The following is an 18,902-nucleotide window of genomic DNA, read 5'->3' as shown; positions in this document are numbered from 1 at the left end:
GTTTAAAGGCATTTTTCCCATAATTTATGTGTAATTGATCCTATTGGTTTGTGTAATACTAGTTTAAGTAATTCTTTTAGATTTTTTAATGTAGCAGAATCCAACTTCTAAACGTTTTGTAAATAAAACCAGTAGTTATGCAAACCTTCGTCAAAAAGTCAAAATTGATAATTCTATCGTTTATAGTCATTATTTTTTCATGTAAGGATACTGCCGAGCTGAGGGATAAAGAGCGCGATGAACAAAAGTTAGCGGAAGAATATGCCGAAATTCAGCGTCTTTCATTAAGTACAAATTGTGAGGATGCAAAGGACTGGACTTTTACATCAATCGGGTCCAGAGCTTGTGGCGGGCCGGCTTCTTATATTGCTTACTCTACCAAAATTGATGTAAATGCCTTTTTAGATCTCATAAAGCTATACTCAGCGCATCAATATCAATATAACCAGAAGTGGGGAGTGATTTCACCTTGCAGTATTATTATTCCACCTACAGGGGTAATTTGCGAAAATGGCAAGCCTAAACTACAATATTAAACCTAATGGATAAAACACCAATAATGCCTGTTATTTTCTGTTAACATCTATTTAGAATTTCTCGTCAGCGTATAAAATATCTTTTAATTATACGCTTGTTAATATATTGTTTTTCAGGGTTTTATTAAAAATCAAACGTTTGCGCTTAAAAAAAAGATAAGCCATTTGCATTCATTTACTTTTGGTCTTTCTGGCAATTAAAAAAATACACACAATATAATTTGTGAAGCCAGTTTTTTGTAAAGTAAATTCTATTTGATGGTAATCTCGTTATAAATGGCTTTTGTGCAGTAACCTGTGGTGTGAAATGGTATTGTATTGTTCTCTATCTTGTTTGTACAAGCTGTTAATCATTTAATTACATGCTTTAATATGCTGAAAATTAAGCAAACGTTTGCGTTAAGAAAAAATAAAATTGCTTAATTCTTATCTATACCTTGTATCAACAAACAAGGAAAACTAAAATATTTTATTGAACATTAACCAAAGCAATTTATTGATTCTGACTAGACAATACATTGTGTGATATAAAATAAAAGCATCTCTAACCAAGATGTTGATGGCAACAAACTAACTAAAATACTGGTCGGAATTGACTGGTATAACATTATAAACTAATCGTAACCTAATCTCTATGTTCAAAACACACACACTTTGTCCCCAGGCAGCGCCGTGGCCAAGAAGTTCAGATATGTTCACATATCGGGTAATCTTTAAGCGGTAATCCCTTTTACTTAGCACCAAATACATAGGCTGTAAGGGCTTATTAATATTATAAACTAATCATAACCTAATCTCTATGTTCAAAAAATTTACGCTTTGTCCCCAGGCATCGCCATGCCCAAGAAGTTCAACTACACTTAAATACCGGTTCAATTTTAGGGCTAGCATTTTCTTCTTTAAATACTAAAAACTTAATTAAACTAATAAAATGGTTAAAATTTATACAAGCGTTTGTATTGCCTTGTTTTTATCTGTTTTTGGATTACAATCTTTATATGCCCATAAAGCATGGCTTAGCACTATCGATAAGCGCTATTTTGTTTTTCAACAGGATACCACTAAGTCTAAAAAAGATTTGTCGGTCTATTCAGTAAAAACCGATACCATCGGGCAAATGATTAAGGCATTGCAGAAATTTAAAACAGTTCGTGATACCATTAATATCCGTTCTGCAGCACCCGTTCCTAATTTGTCATTGCAGCAAATTGTTAAAGGTAATCTGGCCGGTGTTTATGTTCAGGAGCCTAATGGTGAGCCAGGAACAGAGCAAAGTATGATTGTTCAGGGTGCATCAGGTTTACTTTTTAATAAGAAAGATATTTATGCCTTACAGCCTGCTATATACCTTAACGGTGTTCCTTTGGTGGCCGATAATCCTTTTGCATTTGATGTTCAAAAGTACGATTACAATAGGATTGGGCCTGCAACCAATTTGTTATCTCAGATAGATATCAATAATATCCAGTCTATAACCGTAATCAAAGATCCTTTTGAATTGGCTAAGTTGGGGCCCAATGCAGCAAATGGAGCTATATATATTACAACCAAAAATGCAAAGGGCGGCCTTAGAGACATTAGTTTAAATTCTTATTTCGGGTATGTAACCGCTCCACAAGTGAATACAGTTAACGGAGCCTATGAAAACAACTTCAGAAATCAATTTTATCAGAAATACAATCCTATTGGTAGTCCAGCATCTTATTTAAGGGATTCTACCAATGTTGATTATTTTGGTCCATCTAACTGGACAGATTTATATTATCAAAATTCACCAACTTTTTCTGCTGATTTAGGTATTACTGGCGGTACTGAAAGAGCTAATTTTAGATTTTTTGGTTCTGGAACAAAGAATGCCGGGAATGCGGATAATACTGGAATTAACCGGTATAACTTATTTTTCGGCATAAACATGGCACCTTTTAAATGGCTTACCGTATCCAGCACGGTAAATACTGCACGTTTAGACCGCACAAGGAACAAAAGTTTACGTGATCGTTTCGCGGAAACGCGCTACATTCCCGATTTAAGCAGCCCACTTTCTCCAAATGCAGAATCATACGCTGCATACCTCACTCAAAATGATAGAAATGTAGACAATAACCGGTCTACGGTATTAAACGGAAGTTTAACCTTAAGTGCAAAGGTTAATAAGTTCGTGATATCAAGCACTGGCCTATTTAATTACAATGAAGGCGTTAGAGATTATTTTATTCCCTCAACTTTGCTGGCGGGGATAAGTTATGTGTCTAATTACTTCGGTTACAGCCAAAGGGTATCCATCAATAACAGTGTTAGTTATCAATATGAGATTAATAAAAATCATACCCTTGACCTGGAACTGGGTCAAAGCTTACAAGGCGATACCTATAAATATAACTATGCCAGAGCATACAATGGGCCGAATGATTATGTGAAATTATCATTTGTAGATGCCCGACCAACCATCAGCGGGATTGAAAATCCAGATTACTTAAATGTATTGGCTAAAGGTGATTTTTATGTGTTCAGGTATATCGACAAGGAGCGAAATAATTTAATGTCTTTTTATGGCTCTGCTAAATATGCTTATAAAAATTTACTTACCCTAAGTGCGCTATTAAGAAGAGATGGTACTTCTAATGGCCAGCCCGACAGCCGCTGGGTAACTACTCCGGCATTTAATGCGAACTTAAACTTAAAAGAACAGTTTTTAAAAGAAAGCAGATCTATTGATGCTTTACATTTAAGTGCATCGTGGGGTAGAACTCTGCGGATTTTTCAAGATGACCGCTTTGCTGCGGGGCCACAGTACCGCTCGGAAAATGGCTGGGAGGAAGAACCTACTATACCAGGATATGGTGGTCTACTGGGCATTAACAGGCCATATAACAGTGGCTTTATTGGTTATAACATTAGCTTGCCATTTAGCGATAGAACAAGTGTAACCCTGGATGCCTCCTTTTTAAATAGCCGCATTAATACGGCATTAACAGTATACAACCGCGAAGATAAAAACAATGTGATTGGTTTGCCTGTACCGGTAGAAACCGGCTATTCCACAGAATATAAATCGGGCATGAACATCAACAATAAAGGCGTTGAGCTTTTGGTTAATGGCGTTGTTTTGCAAAAACAGCATGGTTTAAACTGGAGTACAGGTTTGAATCTTAGTTATAATAAGAATAAATTATCGGCTTTGCCAGAGGGCTTAAGCGAATTAATTTATCAGAATGATAACAAGTTAGCCCTTGGTAAATCTGTAGGAAGTTATTGGTTGTATACCAATGAAGGCATTTATAACAGCGATTCTGAAGTACCCGTAGGTAGAACTTTTAATGGAATTCCTTTAAAAGCCGGAGATCCAAAATGGGTTGATTACAATAATGATAACAGGGTAGATAGCAAAGATAAGGTCCTAACAGGGGATAGGTTACCCAAATTTGTTGGCGGCTGGAATAATACCATTTCTTATCAAAATTTTGATCTGAACTTAAATTTCATTTTCGCAGCCGGACAAAAAGCAATTAATCAGTATGAAGCAACCCGATATGGTTTTGTGAACCGGGAAGCAGGGAATGATATCAACTCTGTTAAAGAAGTTTCTTCATGGCAATCATTCGATAATGAGAAAAAATATCCGGTATACAACCCATGGAGCCCCGTTGATGCTTACCGTATCGATCAGGATCTGTTTTTGGAGGATGCCTCCTATGTTAAATTAAGATCGGTTACAGTAGGTTATGATTTTAGTAGAGCAGGTTTCTTTAAAAAGGCAGGTGGGAAATTTAGAAGAGCTTATTTATATGCTACAGCCTTAAACGTATTTACATTAACTGATTTTTCAGGAGTAGATCCAGAACTGATCAACTACAATGGAATTTACGATGGAGCAAATATCACTATTCCACGAACGTTTGTTTTGGGATTCAAACTGGATTTATAAAATATTACCAAATTGATATGAATTATTCTAATTATAAAATCAGTATCTACAGGTCGGTTAGCCTTGCTTTAGTACTTGCCCTAATTGGTATAAGTAACTTTTCCTGCAAGAAAATTGAAGATGTACAATCAACAAGATTAGCTACCGAAGAAAGCAACTGGAAAACACTGGAAGATGCGCGTGCAAACCTCCTTTCGGTGTATGGGTTAATGCGTTCGGCTACTGTTTCTGATAATACCCATTGGTTAATGGGCGATTTAAGACAGGGCGATTTTCAGATTACTAACCGTGCAGATTTAAAATCTATAGTTTCAGGGCAATTAAATGCACAATATCCGGTAATTAACCGGATTACAAACTGGCGTAGATTTTATGCTGTAGTAAATGCAGCAAGTTTATTTATCGAACGTTCTAAACAGATTTCATCTTTAGATTCTCGTTACACAACAATTAATAACAATGTAGATATAGCGCAAGCCAGAATATTAAGGGCATTTGCCTATTTCTACATGGTAAGAATTTGGGGAGATGTTCCATTGCTAACCTCCTCTCATGACGGAGATTTTATTAAGCTACCGAGAACGAGCAGAGAAAAGGTTTTACAGTTTGCTACAGCAGAGTTACTGGCTGCGGCGCAAGTAGTGCCCTTCAAATATGGAGGTGATGATCCAATCCTGCCCGGACTTTATTATGGTGCAGGCTGGGCCAGCTGGAATGGGAACATATTTACCCGACTATCTGCTTATATTATTTTAGCTCACATTGCGGCCTGGCAAGGGAATTACCTGGATGCGGCAACCTATACCAAATTTGTGCTGGATAATTATACCAGATCTAACGGAAGTGGTTCTAATGGAATCGTGTATTTAGAAATGGATGCCCTAACAGAAAATCTAAATTATTACAGCCCATTTGCCTTTAAACGGGCTACTGTATTAGTTGGTTTTCCTTTTGAAGCAGGTAATGGTTTATCAACGGCAAATGGACATATTGAGCAATTGACCCTGGCATCACCCTTCATTCCAAAGGCACAACCGGAAATGTTTGTTCCAAAGGATAGTATTATTAAAATATTTACAGATCCACGAGATTTAAGGTTCAGTTTTAATCCTGTTACCGGCTTATACCGGACAAATTACTTTTACAATTTCACTTCCGAGCAACCCATTTTTAACAAGATTAAAGTTATTTATACGGCCCAAACCTCTGGAGATTTAACACTATTTAGTTCTACTATGCTTTTTAGCCGTATAGAGGAAGTTACTTTACTTCGGGCTGAAGCGTGTGCAGTACTTGGACAAAGAGATGAGGCTATTGCAGCCTTAAATAAAGCAGCCAATTTAAGAGGCCCAATTACCTATGATCCTGCATCTGGCAAAGATTTGATTGATGCCATTTTTGAAGAGCGTAGAAGAGAGTTAATGGCTGAGGGTTGGAGATGGTACGATATTGTAAGATACAACAGGCTTAAAAACTCTACTGGAACCTTCATTAGGAAAAATGGTACACCACTCACTTTCAGACAATTTGAGAACGCCGGGGGCATTTACTGGCCAGTATCGCAAGATGTGATCAATGCCAACCCACTGATTACGCAAAATCCATATTGGCAATAATTAGTAAAAGAATGATGAATAAGATTGATGATGTAAATAGCTTTTTAGCATAAGCAAACCAGCCATTATCTATCATCATTTAAACAAACCGAGCCTGAAAGCTCAATGATACGATAAATAACAATGTATATAATTCAATAATTTATACGGATGAGAAAGAATTTATATAAGCGCAGTCTGGTATTATTATTAGCCCTGTTTGGCATTTATGTTAGCGCCTGTAAAAAAAGCGATTCGCCATATTACGACTACAGCAATACAGTACAGTCCTTTAACGGGTCGGCGATGGATTATTTAAAATCGAAGCCCAATACCTTTGATTCACTTTTACTGGTATTGGATCGTTTCCCCTTGCTGAAAGATTCATTAACCAATCAGCAAGTAACCTTATTTGCACCCGTAAACGAAAACTTTGCCGCTTCGGTAAAGTATTTAAACCAAACCAGAAAAGCAGCAGGAAAGGCACCTATCTATCTTAATACTGCCCAACCAATACAACTCTTATATATGCTTTCGAAGTATATCATCAGGGGGAACAAAACAACTAGTGCTTATGCTGGAAATGTTGATGGTATTTCTTTAAACACCATACTATCAGATTACCCAATGCATATTAAGGCAGTTAAATCAAATGCATCAGGATTTGTTAACGGCGGGGCAACAACGCTCGAGTTCAGCGATATGTATGGTTCTACCATCAGGCTTAACTGGGTAACCACCAATACTAACGCTGTTAACATTAAAACTAATAATGCCACCATCAATATCATAACCCCATTACACAGTTTTGGATTTGATGAATTTACAGCCAGATTAGACCAATAGCCTTATGAAGATGAAAACGAATAAATACTTACTTAGCGCATTTGTAATGCTATGTGGCATCATGCTTATGCTGGTATCGTGTAAGAAAAATTTACCTGATAACAGATTATCTATTGCTAACGACAGTCAGTTTACCCAGTATCTGTATCAGCCAACTTTAGGGAGAAGTACTTTGTTTGCCAACAACTTTACTTATGGAAATTCGAGCAGACCGCTGGATTTTAAAATAGTAAATATGCGCACTTTTGGTGGTGAACCTGCTCCAGAACTCACCAAATTATACCCGGTAAAAGTTTGGAAAACCGCCTATGATGGTACAGAAAAATCATTGGCAGAAATTGAAGCCAAACGTGTAATTGAGAATCACCCTTTATTCGAGATTCGTCCGCATTCTGGCGAATTTTTAATGTGGGCAGAAGCCAATTCCAACATGATTAAAGCGCAGCCTGATTCTGGTTATGTTTTCGATGTGGAAATGTCAAATTCAGGAGGAAGAAAATATTTTCAAAATTTTCGCCTGAGCCCACTGCGCGAGCGACCATACGAGCCTTCACCGCTTGATCCGATTACCGGGCAGGGAACTACCACATCAATTAGCCCGTCGAGTATATTTATCACAGGGGTTAAAACCAATCAGTTTTTAACTTCAAGTGATGTACGTGTGGTATTTAACAAAATTCCAAAGGGCACACCAGGCTACTCGGGGCATAGCATCAGTTTCAAGTTTGTAGATACTTTGGCCCAGGCTATTGATCCAAATAAGTTTGCGTTAACCGATTGGGGCAACTTAGTACATGGTTTTAACATGGTTAAGGACGCCAACAAAGTAAAATTCGATATCGCTTACCCCATTCCGTTAACAGCATATCCAACAAAATTTACCACACTAGATGGTGCTGCGGCAAGGGTGGTATTCAGGTTTGACAGACAGGCTTTCGGTGCCGTTTTGCAACATTGTTATCTGGCCTTAAATTTTAAGATATACGAGGAGGGCGATTGGGAAATAATCTTTCAGTTCAAGAATGACAAACCAAAATTTGATAACGACTGATGAAACTAACTAAATCAAAACAAAATATATTTCCCATGAAGTATTTTTACAGTATAGTAATTTTATTGATTTTTGGTTTGCACAATATTGCTTCTGCACAACAGCAAATTGCTGTTTCAGGTGCTGTTTACGACGGCGAATCTAAAAAGAAGGAAACCATGCCGGGCGTAAGCATTTTAAGCAATGGCAAGGTTTTGGGCCAGACAGATGGAGATGGCCGCTTCAGGGTAACTGTTCCCTCTAATGCAGAACTTACCTTTAAATATTTAAGTTATGTAACGCAAACTATTAAGGTAAACGGCCGTGCCAATATAAGTATAACACTTCAAGGTGATAATACTACCCTTAAAGAGGTAACTGTTACTGCGGGATACCAGACCAAAACCAGAACCTTGTCTACAGGTTCTACCGTAAGTATATCTGGTAAGGATATTCAAGGACAGCCCGCAAGTGATGTGATGTCGCTTTTACAGGGTAAAGTGGCAGGTCTTAATATTCAAAACAATACCGGAGCGCCAGGTTTTAGGGGATCTATTACCTTACGTGGTATTTCAAATATTAACGTATCGGGCTCAGGAAGCTCTAGTTTCTTAACTCCAACTTCTCCCTTATTTGTAATTGACGGTGTTCCTGTTGATGATAATACCAATTATTCATATGGATTTCAACAGGCTGGTCCGGGTGTATCACCAATATCTCAAATCCCACCAGAAGATATAGAAGATATTACCACTCTTAAAGATGCAGCAGCTACTGCATTGTACGGATCCAGAGGAGCTTATGGTGTTATCCTGATTACAACTAAACGTGGTAACTCAAAAGTGCCAGTGGTGCGTTACAATGGTGCAGCATTCTTTTCTATGGTTCCCCAACTCCGTACGGTTATTGGCGGAAAGGGTGAAAGGCAACTTCGTATATCGCAGATTTTGCAAAATGACAGTACTTACAATCATGCCATTGATTTGATTAACTCTTCCCCACTATTAGCAGACAGTTTGAATGCCTATTTTAATAACTCTACAGACTGGCAATCTTATTTTTACAGAAACACCTTTAATCAAACCCATAACGTAAGTGTTTCTGGTGGGGATATGGCTTTTAACTACAAAGTAGGGTTAGGGGCTTATGACGAGACGGGGATCCAGGAAAATACCGGTTATTCCAGGTATAACCTGAACATGAATATGCAGTATAACCCAACCCCTAAATTTAAGCTGGTTGGACAGTTACAAAACTCTATCCAAAAACAACAAACAGGAAGTGGAAATGGCTTATTAAACAGCGGTCTTGCCTCAACAGGTTCGGCCTCTACATTGTTGCCTTCACCTTCATTGTACTCAGCACAAAGTGGCTTGCTGGCACAACTCCAAACTGATAATGACAATAAAACGTTGCAGACTTTTGCCACCATTAATGCAGAATACGAAATTTTTAAGAATTTCAGAGTTGCTACGTTTTTAAACTACACCAACAGCTCCAACACGAAGGATAATTTCTCGCCAGCGGCATTAAATGGTAATCAATCTAAGTATTACACTTACAATGATCGCGCTACCAAGTTATACAACCGTAGTCAATTCTCCTATGTATATGGTTTGCAGGATGCTGCCGGAGAAGATTCACATACTTTTAACTTGTTCGCCTTTACAGAAATTAACTCTAGTTTTTTTAAAGCTGATGCTATTTTAAATGAAAAGGGTGTTAACGACCAGTTGAGAGGTCCTTTGACGAATATGACTGATTACTTAACCTCTTTGGGTGGAACGATTGATTACAACGATGCGAGAAGTGTGGCTTTTGCCGGGGCATTTTCTTACAACTACAGACAGCGGTACGTATTAGATCTTAATTACCGTTTAGATGCGAATTCTGCCAATGGAGCAAACGCAAGATATATTGCCAATCCATCCGTAGCCTTAAAATGGAACTTTAACAAAGAAAAGTTTATGGAAAGCATAAAGTGGATTGATTATGCAGATATCCGCTTAAGTTACGGTTCAAACATTCAGCCAGTAGGGGGTATTTTTGATGCCTATGGTAAATATGTAGGAGGAAGTCGCTACAATAACGCCAATTCTATTATTCTGGACTTACAGAGGTTACCCAATCTGGATTTACAACCTACCAAAGCAACAACTTACAACGCAGGTTTTGATTTCAGTTTATTCCAAAACCGCTTTTCATTCGTTTTTGATACTTACTACAAGCAAAACGATAATATTTTTAGATATAAAGATATTTCCAGTGCGAATTCATTTGGAACGGTTGCCTCTAACGAAATTAGTAATGTTAACTATGGTTGGGAGTTTCAAACTACAGCGCGCCCTTTAAATCCCAATAGCCAGTTTAAATGGACAATCTCTGCGAATTTAGCCATCAATAGAGAAATATTGGCTCAACTTCCTGACGGTTTAAGAGATCTGATTTATTACGACAAGGATTTAGGTCAGGATACTTACTATCGTTTGGGTACCAATTCGTTGTCTAATTACTTGTTTAATACAAAAGGCGTTTATTCTACAAATGCACAGGTTCCGGTTGATCCCAATACAGGTTTACCTTACCGAGTAGGTGGAAATGGCTACTTAAATTATTTTAGAGCAGGTGATCCTATTTTTACCGATGTTGATGGAAATTATGTGCTCGACGCTAATGATAGGGTTATTGCTGGTAATTCCCAGCCACAGGTAACGGGTGGTATAACTTCTTACCTACAGTGGAAAAACTGGAGTTTGGAGGTAAATACTTCATTTACCCTGGTTCGCGATATTCTCAACAACCCTTTAGCCAACCAGTTGCGTAACTATTATTCACCTTATGGTTCTCTTGGTAGCCTGGTGCCTTTAGATCAGCTTAACTATTGGCGTGCAAACGGTGATGTTGCCGCTTATGCAAATCCTTTAGATTTCTTACGCTCAAGAATTATCGATCCGTTCAGACTGAATCAAACGGCCTTTCAGGAAGATGGTTCCTACTTTAAATTAAATTCAGTTAAAGTATACTACATCTTTGATAAAAAGTTTACCAGCAAATTTGGTATGAACAGGGTTAGTATAAACGCTACTGCAGCCAACCTTGGCTTTATAACGCGTTACACAGGGCCAAATCCCGAGAACGTAACGAGTTTAGGTAGAGATGATTCTGGAGGTTATCCTTCGCCAAGACAATTTACATTGGGTTTAAATATTGAGTTTTAAAATCAAAATCAGACAGATGAAAAATACAACATATATGATCCTTATTGCCGCACTGGTTTTTACCAACCTGGGCTGCAAAAAATTCCTGAATGTAACGCCAATAGAAGCGCAAAGCGGGAATAACTTTTGGAAGACACGTGAAGATGTAGAAGGGTTTACTAACGGCATTTATTCACGCTTAAGATCGAAAGTAGCAGGTACACCGCAGTTCTTTAACGGAGACGACCGCGCATTCTTCCCGGCATTGGAAATCCGTGGAAACAACGTGGTAACTACCGGTAGTATGGATAATGATGGAGTGGCAACGTTTACAGCGCTTAGCGGTAACAATATGAAATCAATTGTGAACAGTACTGGCCGTTACAACGGCATGATGAAAAATATTATGAACTGGAAAGAATGGTATGATGTGGTGGCGGCATCCAATATTCTTTATTTCGAAATTGACAAGGTTCCTGGCTCAAGTTTACCTGAGGCAGATAAAAAGCGCTACAAAGCCGAGGCGGTTTTTTTGCGTAACCTAAGCTATATGTTTATCTGTAAACTATTTGGTGATGCAATCTATTATACAGATGCATATCATAGTGATCCACTACCCAGAACATCACAGGTTACTGTAATGAACAAATGCATTGCTGATATGACTGCCGTAAAAGATGATTTACCTGCTTTTTACAATGATGCTTCATCCAATGGTTTCAGGCCGACCAAAGCTTCGGCAGTTGCCCTTTTAATGCACCTGAATATGTGGGCTGCCGCCTGGGATACTGGCGTAAAAACACCGTATTATGAGGCAGTGGCAAAATTAGCTACCGAGCTGGATACCTATAGTGTATATAAATTATTACCGATCACTCCGGCAAATACCTTGAGAATTTTTAAAGGCAGAAGCTCAGAAAATTTATTTGGCATTCTACAAGATGTCAATTACGGTGAGGGTTTCTCATTACCATCAGGTTTTTCTTACTATTTCTCGCATTATCCTTATCAGGGTACTGTAAGTAAGGCATCAAGCTTCATGGCTTATCTTAAAGAATACATTACAAAACTTTATCCTGCAGGAGGTTCGGATGCAAGGTTATCCACCTGGTTTGAAAATTTCGATTCTCAGAGCACTACTTTTCAGTTTAAGAAATTTGCCAATACCTATACAACCGGATCGGGAAGTGCAATATACGTAACAAGTGATGACAGTGCCATCATTTTCAGACTACCTGATTGTTATCTGTTAACGGCTGAGGCACTTGCTGAGCTTGGACAGGAAAGCGAGGCCAGAGATTATGCCAACAGGGTAACTGCAGCAGCCAATGCACCGCTTATTATACAAAGCGGACAGGATTTAAAGGATGAGATTTATAAAGAAAGATGTCGTGAACTCATTGGTGAAGGACACTTTTTCTTCGATCTGGTAAGAACAAAAAGGGTAGTAAACTCCGATTTTACGAAAGCACCTATGTCTGTTGCCAACCTAAATGCAGGTGCCTGGACATGGCCACTTACCATTACCGCTGCTGAAAGAAGCGCAAACCCCCATTTAATTGCTAATAACTTCTGGAATTAATAAGATATGATGATGCTACACAAACCTAAAACGTTACTACTTTCAATAATCTGCTTATTAGCAGTATTAGCTGGCTGTAAAAAGTACTACATAGAAACTGAAGTTCATGATCCTAAATTTGAAGGCAATATTATGCAGTACATGGAAGGGAGAAAGCCCTTCTTTGATTCTACTTTAACAATTATTAAACTCGCCGGTTTAGCCGATGTGGTTAGTAAAGAAAATATAACGTTTTTTGCTCCACCAAGCGGATCTGTCTTTAAATCTGTTAAACGATTAAATGTAGAGTTAAGGGCAACTGGAAAAGATACCGTTTCAAAATTGACACAGATTAAGTCTCAGGTATGGAGGAATATACTTTCTCAATATATTTTTAAGGGCTCAAATCGGCTAAAGGATTATCCACAGCGCGACACATTATCATACCTCGCTTATCCGGGCCAGGGTTATACCTCTTACGGTGGCAGAATTATGAATGTTGGCGTAATCTTTAATGATGCGGTAGTGTATAATGATAAGGGTGCAGAAATATCAAGAGTAGCATATGCCGGTTATCGCCAGCTGTACCTGGCCTATATTCCTGATTTGTCTAATCCGCAGGTTTCATTAGTCAATATTCCTGTTGCAACTTCAGATATACAGCCTAATAATGGCGTTTTACACGTGCTAAATAAGCTTGATCATAATTTCGGATTTAATACCAATGTGTTTATTGAGCAGGCTATATCCGCGGGCATTGATCCGGCAACACCATAAGTTTATTTTATCATCGTAAATTGAAAAGAATGTTAACGAACATACAATATAAATTTAAGCTGTTTTTGCTTGGCGCAATTTGCTTAACAACGGCTTTTGTTTCCTGCCAAAAAGAACGAGGGCTTACAGAAGATCCCTATGCAGGAGGAAAGAAACCACTGGACCTAACTTTTGTTTCGAAAACCATAGATCCTGACGTGGTAAATCCTGGTGATGTTTTAAGTGTGAGGGTTAAGGGATTGAATAAATACATCAACGACTTTAAGGTATATGTAAATGAAATTGAGGCTGAAGTAGTTACGGGATCAACAAACGACACGACCTTAACCTTCAAAGTTCCGGTAACTGCCAGTACCGGTAGCATGTGGATTACCTCTCAGGGGCAAAGTTTCTTTGGCCCAATTGTTAAAGTTGGAGGTAAGATAAGCGTAGATGCGGGTTGGAAAGTAATAAACGGATCAACAAACACGACAGGTTTTAGCACGGTATATGATATTGAAGGCCTGCCTGGCGGCAATTATTTTGTAGGTGGAGAATTTAATGATTTTGAATTAAAAGGAACAGAAAAACTGCCTATTGGTGGGATTGCCCAAATTCTAGGTGATGGTGCTTACTCCACCAGTGGGGTATCATTTGGTAAAGGTGTTGGAGGGGGCGGAAAGATGATTACTTCCATTAATCGTATTGCAACCGGCGCACAAGCTGGTAAGTTTATTATTGCCGGAAGTTTTACCAGTTTCAACTCCACAAGGCTAAATCGCCAAACCCTTGGCAGTATAGCACGTTTAAATGCAAATGGCTCACTCGATAGTTTAGTGCTTAGAGATGTAATTAATCCAAAGCCACAAGAGACCTATAAAAATGGCGACACCGTGAGTGCGTTTAATGCAGGAGTAGATGGAATTGTTAGAAAAACCTTTGTATTTAACGAACAGGTTTACATTATAGGAAACTTCAATAATTACAAACGCATGTACCTGCCTAATTCCAGTTATGATGAAAAGGTTTATGATTACACACGTATGCGGCAGGTGGTTAGGGTGAATATGGATGGTTCTATGGACTCGACATTTCATTATAATGCTTCTACCCGTCAAAGTGCCTCAGGAGCGAATGGAGTAATTTTAGATGCCATGATGCAAACCGATGGAAAATTAATCTTAGTAGGCACTTTTACCACATTTAATGGTAGCCAGGCCAATAAAATTGTGAGGCTGAATCTGAATGGCAGTGTAGATAATAGCTTTAATGTTGGAACCGGTGCTAACAGTGATATTATTTCGATCAGATATAATGCCACTACCAATAAAATTGTAATTGGTGGAACATTTACATCCTTTAACGGCAAAGCTTCTTCAGGTATTAATCTGCTAAACGCCGATGGTTCTAATGTAACAACCTTTAACAGCCAGGCCATAACTGGGGGAGTAGTAACTTTTGCGGGTCAACTTAACAACGGAAAAATCCTGGTTAGTGGTTCTTTCAGTAAATATGGCGACTACCTGCGCCAAGGATTCATGGTGCTGGAAGCCAGCGGGCAATTAGCGGTTGGGTATAACAATACTGGAGGTTTTCAAGGCAAAATTTATGATATGGTAGAAACTACTATCGCTACGGGTTCGCAGGTAATACTGGTAGGAGATATCTTACGCTTCAATAGTACGTTGCCACATAATCTTTTACGCCTAAATTTTTCTAATTGATCAGCATAGTTTCAAACATAATGAATATGAAAAAAGGATTTACATTAACCACATCCCTAAAATATTTAGGCATGGCCTTGATATTTGGGCTTTTCCTTATGGCCACTGGTTGTAATAAGGAATTTGAAAATACATTGCCAAAGGGCTTTAGAAACGATACCGCAGGCATAGGTGCCGGGAAAAAAGTACTTTACATTGTTTTGGATGGCGTAACAGGTACAGCAGTAAAAACAATTGCTCCCCCAAACATCACTCAAATAAATGCCAGGGCTACTTATACTTTTGATGGTTTGGCCGATAATAAATATAACGTTATCACCAATGCATCGGCCTGGACAACTATGCTAACTGGTTATGATTACACCAAACACAATGTTGTTTCAGAAGATTTTGCGGGCCTAAACTTGCAGGCTACACCAACTATATTTACCCGTATTAACAGCCTGCTGAACACTGCAAGAACGGTTTCGATTGCATCTACAGCTGTTTTTAGTGATAAACTTGCCGCAGATGCAACGGTAAAACAAACGGTATCTGATGATGCTGCCGTTAAAGCTGGAGTAGTTGCCGAGTTAACCAGTGGTAACCCGGCATTAGTTGTAGCCCAGTTTCACAGCGCCGAAACCGCTGGCGCTGCAAATGGCTATACGGCAAGCACACCCGCCTATGCCACAGCCATAAAGAATATCGACGGCTATATTGGTGAAATACTGACTGCCTTAAAAGCAAGAAAAGGCTATTCGGGAGAGAATTGGCTGGTTATTATTGCTTCAAATAAAGGCGGTGGCCCTTCTGGTGGTGTTCAGGGTTCAAATATCTTTAATGATGCTTCAAGAAATGCTTATATCGCCTTCTATAACCCCAGATTTATGTCGGTCAAAATTTCGCAGCCAGATCCTAGCAGTTATCCTTTTGTAGGTACTGCGCCTCGTTTTATAGCTACAACAGCTTCAAACGTTACTGCGATTCAAAAGAATCCTACACTGGGAAATTTTGGTACTACCGGCGATTTTACCTTTATGTTTAAGTTTAGAGATGATTACGGCCAAGGCAATTTTTATCCAATGTTCCTGGCAAAAAGGAATGCTTTTAACTCCGTTTCATCTGTAGGATGGGGTTTCTTGTTTGGCTCTAACTCTGCCCAGTTAGACTGGGGAGGTACTCCTCGCCCTGGCTTTGGTATCGATATCCGCGATGGACGCTGGCATACAGTGGCTTTCACCATTGGCGTAGTTAATAACTTAAGAACACTTACTCTATATGTGGATGGATTAACCAGGTATTCAGGCTCTATTAGTGGAAGAAATATAGACAATAATACTCCGCTTAGGTTGGGCGGTGATATTGGAACCGACGGAAATACCCAATCCAATGTCTTAATAAGAGATGTTGCTTTGTTTAATGTTACCATGTCTGCTAATGATGTTGCGGCAGTTATGAGAACACAAATTAAACCTACTACACCTTTTTATAGCAATTTGTTAGGCTTCTGGCCTGGAAATGAAACAAGTGGTACAACCATGATTGATCAATCAGGTAAAGGAAATAATTTTACCTATAGTAGCAATGTAACCTTTTCTTCATTCGAAGAAATTTCTCCTAATATCTCACCAGATATTTCTCCAGCAGCTTACACTTCTGTTCCAAATGGTGTTGATATCCCTTTGCTTATTTACAATTGGTTAAATATCGCTGTTTCTCCTCAATGGGATTTGACAGGTAGACTGTATAATCCAACTGTTTTATTGCCAACTAATTAACTTTAAATATTAATAAGATGAAATTTATTAAGTTAACTAAAATATTTGGACTGTCTGTTTTACTTGCATTTACTGCCTGTAAAAAGTATGGTTACGAAATTGAGGATGGGTATCCGGATGATTCGCAGAATACCGCTGAAGGTACTATTGATACCAATATGAAGGTAATCGATAAATCGATGTATGCAAAGGCCAGGGTATTCCCAGGATTGGTAGATCAAGCAGAACCTAGGGTAAAAGACGCTCAGTTTACACTTGATCTTAACTTTACCGATCAAACCGCACAAAATTTAAGAATATCTGTAGCACCATCTCCGCAGTATAGTACAGGGTATTATGCCGCACCGGGCGAGTTGATTAAAATTATCGTGCCTGCGGGAATAGAGGGATTGGTGGTTCAGATTGGTGCGCATACCGATAACCTTGCAGGAAAATTTCCGTTATTACGTGATCCGGTAGTTTATAGTAGAAAACAATTGGTTTCTGGTGTAAATTATGTGCGTAACCTGTATGGAGGACATATCTATATTCTTGCCTCTTTTGCTTATCCTAATCCCATAACTTTTACCATTTCAGGTGCTGTGGTGTCTCCAGATTTTATTCTGGGTAAAAGCAATGATGCCGAATGGGTAGCCCAGGTTAAGGCCTCCCAAGTGCCTTGGTTAGAATTAAGAGCTAAAAGTGTTATTTTTACTATCCCCAGGGATAAAGTGATGGCTACATTTAATTCAAGCGAGCCATTTACAAATCCCACAGCAGTATTTACCCGTTGGAACGATGTTTTCGATCTCGATTATAATGCCTGGATGGGTTTATCAGAAAATGCCGCTGATATTAGAGACCGTGCACCACAAAGCCAATGGCGTGGAATACTTGATATTCAGCTTAGCGTTGGATATGGCCATTCGGGTTTCCCTTTTGTAGGCTTGAACGACGCTTATTGGTTTGCTAGTTTTACCAGCTTAAAATCAATCACTACAAGTTCTGGCCAATGGGGTACCTACCACGAATTCGGTCACAACTGCCAACAGGGGAGTATATGGAGCTGGAGTTCATTAGGCGAAACCACTAACAACTTGTTCAGTTTTAAAGTTGCAAACAGGATTGGGGCAAATTACAACATTCTGCATCCGGCAGTTTCAAGCGGCTTTCCAGAGGCTGTTGCCTATGCAAGTGCAGCAGGCGCAAAAAACTTTGATACCGATGCTTTCATGACAGATAAGGATAAAGGCCCTTTTAGAAAGATGACACCATTCGTTCAGATTTTAGAGAAATATGGCTATGGTGCCATGACACATTTGTACATAGAAGCACGTCATGCCCCGCGTTTAAATAGTAACGATATCACCAAACATAATTTCGTATATGAAAAGCTTTCCGATTATACGCAAACGGATTTGGGGCCATTTTTTGATGCCTGGGGTATCTTAACCAGTATTGCAGTAAGAGATAAAGTAGCTGCAAAGTATCCACAATTAAATACACAGCTATGGACTTACAACCCGCTCAATAAAACTGGAGGTACTGCTGTTATCGTTCCGCAGATTTTTTCTGTAAGCTCTAACCAATCTACTGAAGGCTCGCCGGCAAATATGTTGGATGGAAACACAGCTACCTATTGGCATTCGCAATACTCTCCTGCACCATCTGCTGCACAAAGTTATCCTTTTAACATAGTACTCAATCAAGGAAACAGGGTGTCGGCTAAAGGCATGTACTTTTTTCCAAGAAACTCTACTGCACAACGCCCGAAAGATATTGAGGTTTTCGTAAGTAATGACAATTCAAACTTCGTTAGTGTAGGTACCGCACAGATACCAAACGCATTTGCCAGGTACGAATTCTTATTTCCTGCAGGGGCAGTTAATGCCCAATATTATAGGGTTGTGCTTAAAAACAGCTGGACAGCCAATAATACATTGGCATCACTATCAGAAATGGGCATAATTAAATAACCATTAGAAGCTAAGAA

11 protein-coding genes are annotated in these 18,902 nt (G+C 38.9%); all 11 read left to right on the top strand.

The genetic code is table 11. The features are described 5' to 3' along the window. Positions 1-137: 137 nt before the first annotated feature. On the top strand, positions 138-536 hold the full coding sequence (locus BMX11_RS06405) for a hypothetical protein (RefSeq protein ID WP_090882625.1): 399 nt from the start codon (positions 138-140) through the stop codon (positions 534-536). A gap of 931 nt (positions 537-1,467) precedes the next feature. Then, positions 1,468-4,461, top strand: coding sequence for a TonB-dependent receptor plug domain-containing protein (locus tag BMX11_RS06400; protein WP_090882622.1), 2,994 nt, complete (start codon positions 1,468-1,470; stop codon positions 4,459-4,461). Positions 4,462-4,478: 17 nt separating this feature from the next. Continuing rightward, positions 4,479-6,077 (top strand): RagB/SusD family nutrient uptake outer membrane protein, encoded by a 1,599-nt coding sequence (locus BMX11_RS06395; protein WP_090882620.1) that lies wholly within the window; start codon positions 4,479-4,481, stop codon positions 6,075-6,077. Between the two features lie 150 nt (positions 6,078-6,227). Further along, complete coding sequence (locus tag BMX11_RS06390) at positions 6,228-6,902, top strand: fasciclin domain-containing protein (protein WP_090882618.1); 675 nt, start codon at positions 6,228-6,230, stop codon at positions 6,900-6,902. 10 nt (positions 6,903-6,912) lie between these two features. Then, the gene (locus BMX11_RS06385; protein WP_175474488.1) at positions 6,913-7,953 is read left to right on the top strand and encodes a DUF5007 domain-containing protein; all 1,041 of its coding nucleotides are present in this window, start codon (positions 6,913-6,915) and stop codon (positions 7,951-7,953) included. 35 nt (positions 7,954-7,988) lie between these two features. Beyond that, on the top strand, positions 7,989-11,150 hold the full coding sequence (locus tag BMX11_RS06380) for a SusC/RagA family TonB-linked outer membrane protein (protein WP_090882921.1): 3,162 nt from the start codon (positions 7,989-7,991) through the stop codon (positions 11,148-11,150). A 16-nt stretch (positions 11,151-11,166) separates the two neighbouring features. Further along, complete coding sequence (locus BMX11_RS06375) at positions 11,167-12,711, top strand: RagB/SusD family nutrient uptake outer membrane protein (protein WP_139180133.1); 1,545 nt, start codon at positions 11,167-11,169, stop codon at positions 12,709-12,711. A gap of 6 nt (positions 12,712-12,717) precedes the next feature. Next, complete coding sequence (locus tag BMX11_RS06370) at positions 12,718-13,467, top strand: fasciclin domain-containing protein (RefSeq protein ID WP_090882612.1); 750 nt, start codon at positions 12,718-12,720, stop codon at positions 13,465-13,467. A gap of 29 nt (positions 13,468-13,496) precedes the next feature. After that, positions 13,497-15,170 (top strand): DUF5008 domain-containing protein, encoded by a 1,674-nt coding sequence (locus BMX11_RS06365; RefSeq protein WP_090882610.1) that lies wholly within the window; start codon positions 13,497-13,499, stop codon positions 15,168-15,170. A 26-nt stretch (positions 15,171-15,196) separates the two neighbouring features. Next, entirely contained in the window at positions 15,197-16,930 is a 1,734-nt protein-coding gene (locus BMX11_RS06360) for a LamG-like jellyroll fold domain-containing protein (RefSeq protein WP_175474487.1), read from the top strand. Positions 16,931-16,947: 17 nt separating this feature from the next. Next, a complete protein-coding gene (locus BMX11_RS06355; RefSeq protein WP_090882606.1) occupies positions 16,948-18,885 on the top strand; it encodes a M60 family metallopeptidase in 1,938 nt (645 codons plus the stop codon). The last annotated feature ends 17 nt before the right edge of the window (positions 18,886-18,902 follow it).

Source organism: Pedobacter rhizosphaerae (assembly GCF_900111155.1).
Lineage (GTDB): Bacteria > Bacteroidota > Bacteroidia > Sphingobacteriales > Sphingobacteriaceae > Pedobacter > Pedobacter rhizosphaerae.
The sequence above is the reverse complement of the archived record's forward strand: the minus strand, read 5'-3'. Positions and strand labels throughout refer to the sequence as shown.

Bases quoted from the DNA above. Each gene is read 5' to 3' on its own strand.
- BMX11_RS06405 (WP_090882625.1), top strand. From the start codon at position 138: ATGCAAACCTTCGTCAAAAAGTCAAAATTGATAATTCTATCGTTTATA.
- BMX11_RS06400 (WP_090882622.1), top strand. From the start codon at position 1,468: ATGGTTAAAATTTATACAAGCGTTTGTATTGCCTTGTTTTTATCTGTT.
- BMX11_RS06395 (WP_090882620.1), top strand. From the start codon at position 4,479: ATGAATTATTCTAATTATAAAATCAGTATCTACAGGTCGGTTAGCCTT.
- BMX11_RS06390 (WP_090882618.1), top strand. From the start codon at position 6,228: ATGAGAAAGAATTTATATAAGCGCAGTCTGGTATTATTATTAGCCCTG.
- BMX11_RS06385 (WP_175474488.1), top strand. From the start codon at position 6,913: ATGAAAACGAATAAATACTTACTTAGCGCATTTGTAATGCTATGTGGC.
- BMX11_RS06380 (WP_090882921.1), top strand. From the start codon at position 7,989: ATGAAGTATTTTTACAGTATAGTAATTTTATTGATTTTTGGTTTGCAC.
- BMX11_RS06375 (WP_139180133.1), top strand. From the start codon at position 11,167: ATGAAAAATACAACATATATGATCCTTATTGCCGCACTGGTTTTTACC.
- BMX11_RS06370 (WP_090882612.1), top strand. From the start codon at position 12,718: ATGATGATGCTACACAAACCTAAAACGTTACTACTTTCAATAATCTGC.
- BMX11_RS06365 (WP_090882610.1), top strand. From the start codon at position 13,497: ATGTTAACGAACATACAATATAAATTTAAGCTGTTTTTGCTTGGCGCA.
- BMX11_RS06360 (WP_175474487.1), top strand. From the start codon at position 15,197: ATGAAAAAAGGATTTACATTAACCACATCCCTAAAATATTTAGGCATG.
- BMX11_RS06355 (WP_090882606.1), top strand. From the start codon at position 16,948: ATGAAATTTATTAAGTTAACTAAAATATTTGGACTGTCTGTTTTACTT.